Below are 11,272 nucleotides of genomic sequence, written 5' to 3' on the forward strand. Positions count from 1 at the left end.
TCGGGTACTACCGGCAAGCCCAAGGGTGTGGCGGTCACGCACCGCAATGTGGCGTGTCTGTTGGAGGCGTTGGACTCCGAGGTGGAGTTGTCGGCCGGACAGGTGTGGACGCAGTGTCATTCGTTGGCTTTTGACTTCTCGGTGTGGGAGATCTGGGGTGCGCTGGCCCATGGTGGTCGGGTGGTGGTGGTGCCCGATGCGGTGGTGCGTTCGCCGGAGGATCTGCACGATCTGTTGGTCGGTGAGCAGGTCGCTGTGTTGAGTCAGACGCCGTCGGCGTTTTATGCGTTGCAGACCGCTGATGCGTTGTCACCCGAACGCGGGGATCAGCTCAAGCTGCAGACGGTGATCTTTGGTGGGGAGGCGTTGGAGCCGCAGCGGTTGACGTCGTGGTTGGAGCGTCATCCGGGGTTGCCGCGGATGATCAATATGTATGGGATCACCGAGACCACGGTGCACGCCTCGTTCCGCGAGATCGTAGCCGCCGATGTCGATGCTGCGGTCAGCCCAATCGGGGTGCCGTTGGCGCACTTGGGCTTTTTCGTGTTGGACAAGTGGTTGCGTCGGGTGCCGGCCGGTGTGGTCGGTGAGTTGTATGTGGCCGGCACCGGGCTGGCCTACGGCTACCTGAGTCGCCCGGACCTGAGCGCGACGCGGTTTCTGGCCTGCCCGTTCGGCGGGCCGGGTGCGCGGATGTATCGCACCGGCGATCTGGTGCGGTGGGGCGCTGATGGGCAGCTGCAGTATCTGGGGCGCGCCGATGAGCAGGTCAAGATTCGTGGGTATCGCATCGAGTTGGGTGAGATACAGGCCGCGTTGAACACCCTCGACGGGGTGCAGCAGGCCGCGGTGATCGCCCGTGAGGACACCCCCGGCGACAAGCGTCTGGTCGGCTATGTCACCGGCAGCATCGATCCTTCGACCGTGCGCTCTCTACTCGCTGAGCGGTTACCGACTTACATGGTGCCCACGGCGGTTGTGCTGCTCGATGCTTTGCCGTTGACGGTCAACGGCAAGCTCGACACCCGCGCCTTGCCGGCACCGGAATACCAGGAAATCGACAACTATCGTGCGCCGGGCAATGCCATCGAAGAGATCTTGGCCGACATCTACGCCCAAGTCCTGGGCCTGGACCGCGTCGGTGTCGACGACTCCTTCTTCGAACTCGGCGGCGACAGCATCCTGTCGATGCAAGTGGTGTCGCATGCCCGCGCCGCCGGCTTGCAGTGCAAGCCACGAGATGTGTTCGTCGAGCAGAGCGTGGGCCGCCTGGCCCGGGTGGTCGAAATGGCCGAGGGCGCGAGCGACGTCGTCGACGAAGGTCTCGGGTCGGTGGCGCCCACACCGATCATGCGATGGCTGGACGCGGTGGACGGACCGACCGACCAGTTCAATCAGACCGTGGTGGTCCAGGCTCCCGCCGGGGCGACCGAGGCCGACGTGGTGGTGGTGCTGCAAGCACTGCTGGATCGCCACGGAATGCTGCGTGCCCGTGTCGAGCGGGATGACGTCGCGGATTGGACGTTGACCGTCCCCGACGCGGGCACTGTTCAGGCCAACGAATGTCTGCATTCGGTCGATGTGTTGTCGGATGAAGCGGTGGTCCAGGCGCGGTTGCGGTTGAACCCGGGTGCCGGAGCGATGCTCAGCGCCTTATGGGTGACCACCACGAACCAGCTGGCGCTGATCATCCACCACCTGGCTGTCGACGGCGTGTCATGGCGAATCTTGTTGGAAGATCTGAACGTTGCGTGGGCTCAACACCGCAGCGGGCAGCCGGTGGCTTTGCCGGTGGGTGGTACGTCCTTCGCCCGGTGGTCGTCGCTGTTGGGCGACCATGCTCTTGATCCGGCCGTCGTTGCCCATGTCGACGCCTGGCGTGAGGTGACGGCCGCGCCGTCGGCGCTGCCCGCGCCTCAACCTCAGAGGGACACCTACAGCACCGCTGGCCGGTTGACGGTCGATCTAGATGCTGAGATCACCAAACGGTTGTTGGGCGAGGTGCCTACCGCGTTCAACGCCGGCGTACAAGACATTCTGTTGATCGCGTTCGGTTTGGCGTGGACAGAGTTCTTGGGCACTCCCGGCGTACCGATCGGCGTCGACGTGGAAGGTCACGGCCGCCACGAGGAACTTGCTGCCGATGTGGACCTGTCCCACACCGTCGGCTGGTTCACCGCCAAGTACCCGGTGTCGTTGAACGTGGACGGGTTGTCGTGGGCACAGGTCATCGCCGGGGATGCGGCGCTCGGCGGGTTGATCAAGAATGTCAAGGAACAACTGCGCGCGCTGCCCGATGGTTTGACCTACGGCCTTCTGCGCTACCTCAACCCCGACGTCGAGCTCGGGGGATCGGACTCGCGGTTCGTCTTCAACTATCTCGGCCGCCTCGGAGCTGCAGCAGACCTCTCTCCCGAATTGTGGCGGATCGACCCCGACGGCTTGGCTCTGACCGAGGGGGCCACGGCGGTGCCGACGCCGTTACCGCACACCGTCGAACTCAACACCGGCATCCTCTACAGCGATCGCGGACCGCAGCTGCATGCGACGTGGACGTGGGCGACTTCGGTGCTGAACGACGCACAGGTGAACCGGGTCAGCACATTGTGGTTCGACGCGCTGGCGGGTATTTGCGCACATGTGCGTGCCGGAGGCGGCGGTCTGACGCCGTCGGACATCGCTCCTGCGCGATTGAGCCAACAGCAGATCGACCAACTTCAGCAAAGTCACGACATCGCCGACGTGCTGCCGCTCACCCCTGTGCAGCAAGGCTTGCTGTTCCATGCCAGTACCGCGCAGGATTCCGGCGACGCGAGCGATCTGTATGCGGTGCAATTGGACATCACGCTGAGCGGTCCGCTCGACCAGCACCGGCTGCGTGAGGCGATGCGCACGGTGGTCAATCGCCACCCCAACCTGGCGGCCCGGTTCTGTGAAGATTTCGATGAGCCGGTGCAGATCATCCCTGCCGATCCCGTGGCTGGGTGGCGGTATGTCGAGTTGGACGCCGACGGCGTCGACCTCGACGAGCAGATTCGGCAGGTGTGTGCTGCCGAACGCGTCGCAGTACACGACCTGGCCGAGCAGCCCGCGTTCCGTACCGCACTCATCCGGACTGCCGAGGACCGGCACCGAGCCGTCCTGACGTTCCACCACATCGTGGCGGATGGTTGGTCACTGCCAATTCTGCTGCGCGAGATGTTCGCCAGTTACTACGGGCAGCAACTGCCGGCGGCGGTGCCGTACCGCCGGTTCGTCACGTGGTTGGCCGATCGGGACCGTGACGCCGCCCGGGCCGCCTGGGGCCAGGTGTTGGACGGCTTCACCACTCCGACCTTGGTCGGCGCGCCAGGCGGGTTCGAGCTCGGGACCCGAAGCGCCAAGTCGTTCCGGGTGCCCGAGGAGACGACTCGGGCTCTCAGCGAGCTGGCCCGCAGCTGTCACACCACCGTCAGCACCGTGCTGCAGTGCGCCTGGGCGCTGATGTTGACATGGCTGACCGGCCAGCATGATGTCGCTTTCGGTGTCACGGTTTCGGGTCGTCCGACCGACGTGGCCGGTGCGGAGTCGATGGTCGGTCTGTTGATCAACACTCTGCCGGTGCGTGCGAACATCATGCCGGATACCACTATCGCCGATTTGCTCGAGCAGTTGCAGAACGCCTACAACGAGACCCTCGAACACCAGCATCTGGCGCTGCGGGACATCCACCGGGTCACGGGGCACGATCAGCTGTTTGACACTCTGTTTGTGTACGAGAACTATCCGATGGATACCGGCGCGCCGCTAGGAGACGACGGGTTGGCGATCACCGACTTCAGCAACCGCGAGTACAACCACTACCCCCTCGCGGTGCAGGCCACGCCCGGCACTGAATTGAGCCTTCGCGTGGAGTTCGACACCGACGTGTTCGACGCGGCCAGAATCGATGCGCTCATCGGGCGCCTACAACGGGTGTTGGCGGTCATGACCGCCGACCTGGAGCGGCGGTCATGACGGCCGGTGCTAACCGGCGGCTGTTATCGATCGACCTTCTGGATGGTGGCGAGCACGCCCAGCTCGACGAGTGGGGCAATCGGGCAGTACTGACCCAGCCCGCTACCACGTCGCAGTCGATTCCGGCGCTGTTCGCGGCTCAGGTGGCGAGCAATCCCGACGCGGTGGCGCTGACGTTCGACGGCCAATCGCTGACGTATCGCGAACTCGACGAGGCCGCCAACCAGTTGGCTCACCTGCTCGTCGACCAAGGGGCGCGCCCCGGCCAGCGGGTCGCGCTGCTTCTCTCCCGCTCGGCCGAGGCGATAGTCGCGCTCTTGGCGGTCCTGAAGACAGGGGCGGCGTATCTGGCAATAGATCCCGGTCATCCGGACGCCCGTATCGAATTCATGATCGGCGATGCCGCGCCTATTGCCGCGTTGACGACCGGTGGATTGGTCGATCGGCTGGAGGGGTCCGCCCTCCCGGTCATTGACATCTCTGACCCTCGCATCACCGATTACCCGCGTACGGGTCTGCCTGCCTCAAACAACACCCCGAGCGCTGAGGACATCGCCTACCTCATCTACACCTCCGGCACCACCGGCAAGCCTAAGGGTGTTGCCGTCTCCCATTTGAATGTGACCAAGTTGTTGGACTCACTACAGTCAAGACTCGACCTTGTCGGCCAGGTCTTCTCGCAGTGTCACTCGCTGGCGTTCGACTTCTCTGTATGGGAAATTTGGGGCGCCCTGCTGCACGGTGGTCGGTTGGTGGTGGTCCCCGATGCAGTGGTGCGGTCCCCGGAGGACTTGCACGCCTTATTGGTAGCCGAGCAAGTCACGGTACTAAGCCAGACACCATCGGCGTTCTATGCGTTGCAGACCGCCGATGCCTTGTCACCCGAACGGGGGGATCAGCTCAAGCTGCAGACGGTTGTCTTCGGTGGGGAAGCCTTGGAGCCGCAGCGGTTGGCGTCGTGGTTCGATCGTCATCCAGGGTCGCCACGGATGATCAATATGTATGGCATCACCGAGACCACGGTGCACGCCTCGTTCCGCGAGATCGTCGTAGGTGATGTCGACAGTGCGGTCAGCCCTATCGGACCGCCGCTGGCGCACTTGGGCTTTTTCGTGTTGGACAAGTGGTTGCGCCAGGTTGCGCCTGATGTCGTCGGTGAGTTGTACGTAGTGGGTACGGGTTTGGCATATGGCTATGTTGGCCGCGCGGACCTGACCTCGACGCGGTTTGTGGCGTGCCCGTTCGCGGGTGCCAGCGCACCGGGACAAAGGATGTATCGCACCGGGGACCTGGTGCGGTGGAGCTCCGAGGGGCAGCTCCAATACTTGGGCCGAGCGGATGACCAGGTGAAAATACGCGGCTACCGCATCGAGCTGGGCGAGGTGCAGGCGGCACTGGCGGGGTGCGAGGGGGTGCAGCAGGCGGCGGTGCTCGCGCGCGAGGACCGTCCCGGCGACAAGCGTCTGGTGGGTTACATCACCGGCTCTGCCGAACCCGCCGAGGTACGCGAGCAGCTCGCGGAGCGGCTGCCGCCCTACATGGTGCCGGTGGCCGTGGTGGTTATGACGAACCTGCCGCTGACGGTGAACGGAAAGCTGGACAAACGGGCGCTACCGGCCCCGGAATACCAGGACGTCGACCAGTACCGCGCGCCCAGCAGTCCGGTCGAGGAGATCTTGGCCGACGTTTATGCCCAGGTGCTCGGGTTGGAACGGGTCGGGGTCGACGACTCATTCTTCGAACTGGGCGGCGACAGCATCCTGTCGATGCAAGTAGTCTCGCGGGCCCGTGCGGCCGGGGTGCTATGTCGGCCGCGTGACATCTTCGTCGAGCAGACGGTGGCCCGGCTGGCCGAGGTCGCTTCGGTTGCAGACGGTGCAGCTGGCGTATTCGACGACGGCACGGGACAAGTCATCGCGACCCCGATCGTGCGCTGGCTGCAGAGCGTCGACGGCCCAGTCGATCAGTTCAACCAGACCGTTGTCGTCCAGGCTCCCACTGGGGTCACACAGCGCGATGTCGAGGTGCTGATGCAGGCCCTTCTGGATCGGCACGCCATGCTGCGCGCACACGTCGACCAGAGCGGCGCAGACAGCTGGGTCTTGACAGTGCCCCAGGCGGGCGCGGTCGAGGCCCGCGAGTGCATCGAGACGGTGCAGACGTTGTCCGACGCCGCGTTGGTCAAAGCGCGGTCGAGACTCGATCCGATCGCGGGGACGATGCTCCGCGCGCTGTGGGTCGAATCGACACGTCAGCTCGTTCTCATCATCCACCACCTTGTCGTCGACGGTGTCTCGTGGCGAATTCTCTTGGAAGACCTCAACGCCGCCTGGGCGCAGCATCACAACCAACAACCGGTGGCATTGCCGCCGAGCGGGACGTCATTTGCGAGGTGGGCCTCACTCTTGGCTGACCACGCGCACAACGCGAAAGTCGTCGAGCAGGCCGAGGCATGGCGCCGTGTCGCAACGACTCCCGCACTCCTGCCGGCGGTACGCCCCGAGGTGGATACGTATGCCAGCGCTGAGCGCCTGTCGATGGAACTCGACGCCGAAACCACACGCATGTTGCTCGGTGAGGTCCCGGCCGCTTTTCACGCCGGCGTGCAAGACATTTTGCTCATCGGCTTCGGCTTGGCGCTCGCGGAGTTCCTCGGCGCCGACGGCGCACCGATTGGCATCGACGTTGAGGGGCACGGACGCGCAGAGGCGCTCGCTGATGATGTGGACCTATCGCGCACCGTCGGCTGGTTCACCATCAAGTATCCGGTGTCGTTGCGAGTAGGTGGGCTTGAATGGAGCCGCGTAGTCGCCGGCGAGCCCTCACTAGGGGTCTTGCTCAAAGAGGCCAAGGAACAACTACGCGCGATTCCCGACGGTTTGACCTACGGTCTGCTGCGCTACCTGAATGACGATGTGGACCTTGGCGGCGACGACCCGCTCATCGGATTCAACTACCTGGGGCGATTGAGTCAATCCGCCGAGCTGTCCGCTGAACTCTGGCGGGTCGACCAGGACGGCTTGCAGTCTGTCGGCGCAGTGACCGCCGCGGTGCCCATGCCACTAATGCACACTTTGGATCTAACGGCCGCCACCATCGAGGCGGACGGCGGTCTGCGCCTACAGGCGAATTGGTTGTGGGTGCCCTCGGCGCTCGACCGGGCTCAGGTAGCCCGGCTGACGGGCTTGTGGTTCGACGCGCTGGCAGGCATCTGCGCGCATGTGCGCGCCGGCGGAGGCGGACTGACTCCCTCCGACATCGCGCCGGCCCGGCTGTCCCAGCCGCAACTAGACGAACTGTGTGATCGATACCGCATCGACGACGTGCTGCCGCTGACCCCGGTCCAGCACGGGTTGCTCTTCCACTCCAGCGCGTCCGTCACCGACGGTGATCTGTACGCGGTCCAGCTGGCAGTCTCTGTGGCCGGGCCGGTTGACCGGAACCGCCTGCGCGACGCTGTGCATGCGGTCGTCAAACGGCACCCCAACCTGGCGGCCCGGTTCTGGACCCAGTTCGACGAGCCGGTCCAGATCATTCCCGCCGATCCCGCGCCGGCCTGGCGTTACGTCGATCTGGAGGCCGAAGACGCTGATCTCGAGGAGCGGATCGAGCGGGTGAGCGCCGAAGACCGCGCCGCGGTCTGCGACCTCTCCAATCCCCCGTCCTTCCGGGTAGCGCTGATCCGCACCGCAGCCGAACAGTACCGATGCGTCTTCACGTTTCACCACATTGTCGTGGACGGGTGGTCGCTGCCCATCCTGCTGCAGGAAGTCTTCGCGAGCTACTACGGGCAGCGGCTACCCGCGCCAGCCTCGTTCCGCAGCTTCCTCACATGGTTGGCCGATCGGGACCATGCCGCCGCCGAGGAGGCGTGGCGGGCGGTGCTCGATGGCTTCGACACCCCGACACTCGTCGCACCCCATGGGCGATTGAAGCTCGGCCGGCGTGCCGTCGCATCGTTCCGGGTGCCCGAGGAGACCACCAAGGCGCTGAACGAATTGGCCCGCTCGCGGCATACCACCGTCAACACGGTGCTGCAGGGCGCCTGGGCTCAACTGCTGATGTGGCTGACCGGTCACCACGACGTCGCGTTCGGTGTCGCGCTCTCGGGTCGGCCGGCCGAGGTGCCCGGGGCGGAGTCGTTGGTCGGCCTGATGATCAACACTGTGCCGGTGCGGGTCGTGGTCACCCCGCTGACCACCACCGTGGATCTGCTCGGTCAGCTCCAAGATGCTTATACCGACACACTCGAGCATCAGTACCTGGCGCTGAGTGAAATCCACCGTGCCACCGGCCACGAGCAACTGTTCGACACGCTGTTCGTCTACGAGAACTATCCGGTCGACACCGATGCAACGGCGGCGGTCGGCGACCTCGAGATCATCGACGTCAGCAGCCGTGAACTCAACCACTATCCGCTTGCCATGATGGTTCTCCCGGGCGGCGAGCTCGGCCTGCGAGTCGAATATGACACGGGAGTCTTCGACGAAACCGGCATCGAATCGCTCATCGGGCGTTTGCAGAAGGTGCTGTCGGCGATGGTCGCCGATCCCACCGTGCGGCTGTCGTCGATCGATCTGCTCGACGAGGTCGACCATGTTCGGCTGGACGAGTGGAGCAACCGGGCGGTGCTGAGCGCGTCACCCGCGGCATCGGCTTCGATACCCGAGGCATTCGCCGCGCAGGTGACGCGGACACCGGACGCCGCGGCCCTGACATTCGAGGGTCGCACGATGACCTACCGCGAACTCGACCAAGCCTCCGACCGGTTGGCGAACGTATTGATCGGTAACGGTGCCCGCGCAGGCGAGTCAGTCGTGCTGTTCGTTCCCCGCTCAGCCGAGGCCATTGTGGCGATCCTCGCAATCCTCAAGTCCGGGGCGGCGTATCTGCCGATCGATCCGGCGGTCCCGAAGGAACGGCTGGCATTCCTGTTGGCCGACGCGAGACCCGTGCTCGCCGTCGCGACGGCGCAACTACGCGACCGGATCGAAGGATCCAATGTGCCCGTCGTCGATGTCGCGGAATTCGGTGACGCGGAATTCGGAGCCGCAACCCGCAAGCCGACCTCCGCTGACATCGCGTACACGATTTACACATCGGGAACCACGGGTGTACCGAAGGGCGTGGCGATCACGCACGGGAACGTCACGCAGGTCCTCGAGTCCTTGCCCAACGCACTTCCCGGCGGACCGGGCCAGGCCTGGTCACAGTGGCACTCGCTCGTGTTCGACGTATCGGTGTGGGAGATCTTCGGCGCGTTGTTGCACGGGAGCCGGTTGGTGATCGTGCCCGAGTCGGTGGCGGGATCGCCTGATGAGCTCAATGAGCTGCTGAGGGCAGAGCGGGTCGACGTCATCTACCAGACTCCCTCCGCCGTCGGCATGTTGTCCGAACAGGGTCTGGACCACGCGGCGCTGGTCGTTGCCGGGGAGGCGTGTCCGACCGAGGTGGTCGACCGATGGGCGCGGGATCGGGTGATGATCAACGCCTACGGCCCGACCGAGGCCACGATCTACGCGGCGATCAGCGCACCTCTGACCCCTGGTGCAGATGTGGTGCCGATTGGTACACCGGTGCCGACCGGCACAACTTTCGTCCTCGACGAATGGTTGCGGCCGGTACCTGCAGGGGTGGTCGGCGAGTTGTACCTCGCGGGCCGTGGTGTCGGCGTCGGCTACGTGCGCCGCGCAGGGTTGACGGCGTCGCGGTTCGTGGCGTGCCCGTTCGGTGGAACAGGGCAGCGGATGTATCGCACCGGGGATCTGGTGCGCTGGGGCGCCGATGGGCAGTTGCAGTATTTGGGCCGTGCAGATGAGCAGGTCAAGATTCGCGGGTACCGCATCGAACTGGGTGAGGTTCAGGCAGCGTTGGCCGGGCTCGACGGTGTCAACCAGGCGGTCGTGATCGCCCGCGAGGACACACCGGGTGACAAGCGGTTGGTGGGCTACGTCACCGGCACCGCCGAGCCGGCCAAGTTACGGAGTGCACTTGCTGACCGGCTCCCGGCTTACATGGTTCCGGCCGCGGTGGTGGTGATCGAGGCGCTGCCGTTGACCGTCAACGGGAAGCTCGACAGGCGAGCCCTGCCGCCGCCCGAATACCAGGGCTCCGACGGTTACCGCCCTCCCTCCAACGCCATCGAGGAACTCTTGGCCGGCATCTTCGCTCAGGTGCTCGGGCTGGAGCGGGTCGGGGTGGACGACTCGTTCTTCGACCTTGGCGGCGATTCGCTGTTGGCCATGCGTGTGATCGCGGCGATCAATGCCGGGATCGATTCTCACCTTGGCGTGCGCGTGCTCTTCGAGGCGCCGACCGTTGCGCAGCTGGCTTTGCGGATCGGTTTGGACGGGACCGCGGAGCCGCTCGTGGCGGTCGAGCGGCCGGCGGTGGTTCCGTTGTCGTTTGCTCAGAGCCGGTTGTGGTTCTTGGATCAACTGCAGGGGCCGTCACCCATCTACAACATGCCGGTGGCCTTGCGGCTCAGCGGACATCTGGATGTCGCGGCTCTGGGCGCGGCGCTTGCCGATGTGGTCGGCCGGCACGAGAGCCTGCGCACGGTTTTTCCGGCGGTCGGGGGCGTTCCTCGGCAGGTGGTGGTGCCGGCCGACGAGGCCCGCATGGACTGGCAGCTCGTCGACGCCAGTGGTTGGTCGGAAGACCGGCTGAAGGAAGCCGTCGGAGCCTTCGTGCGGCGCCCGTTCGAGTTGGCGACCGAAATTCCTCTGCGAGCAACACTTTTCCGTATCGGCGAGGGCGAGCATGTGTTGGCGGCTGCGGCGCACCATATTGCCGCTGACGGTTTGTCGATTGCCCCGTTGGTGCGGGATTTGGGCGTGGCGTATGCGAGCCGGTCCGCGGGGCGGGCTCCGCAGTGGGCACCTTTGGCGGTGCAGTATGTGGATTACACGTTGTGGCAGCGCACGCAGTTCGGTGATCTAGACGACAGTGGCAGCCGGATCGGGGCGCAGCTGGCGTATTGGCAGGATGCCTTGGCGGACTTGCCTGAGCGGGTGCAGTTGCCTACTGATCGTCCCTATCCCGCCGTGGCCGATTCGCGCGGCGCCAAGGTCGTGGTGGATTGGGCGTCCGAGCTGCAGCAGCGCGTGAACGCGTTGGCCCGTGAACACAACGCGACCAGCTTCATGGTGGTGCAAGCCGCACTCGCGGCGTTGTTGTTCAAGCTCAGCTCCAGTAGTGATGTGGCCGTTGGGTTTCCGATCGCCGGGCGGCGTGATCCTGCCCTCGACGAGCTGGTCGGGTCCTTCGTCAACAC

Annotated in this window: 2 protein-coding genes; both read left to right on the forward strand. The window is 65.1% G+C overall.

Going from position 1 to position 11,272, the window contains the following annotated elements:
• Positions 1-3,996, forward strand: a 3,996-nt coding sequence (locus A5759_RS26535; protein ID WP_369816154.1) for an amino acid adenylation domain-containing protein, incomplete at its 5' end; no start/stop codon positions are given.
• Positions 3,993-11,272 (forward strand): amino acid adenylation domain-containing protein (locus tag A5759_RS26540; RefSeq protein WP_369816155.1); only part of this gene is annotated, 7,280 nt, incomplete at its 3' end. The genes A5759_RS26535 and A5759_RS26540, both read left to right, overlap by 4 nt.

Origin of the sequence: Mycobacterium sp. 852014-52144_SCH5372336 (genome assembly GCF_001665615.1) — a bacterium.
Taxonomy (GTDB): Bacteria; Actinomycetota; Actinomycetes; order Mycobacteriales; family Mycobacteriaceae; genus Mycobacterium; species Mycobacterium neumannii_A.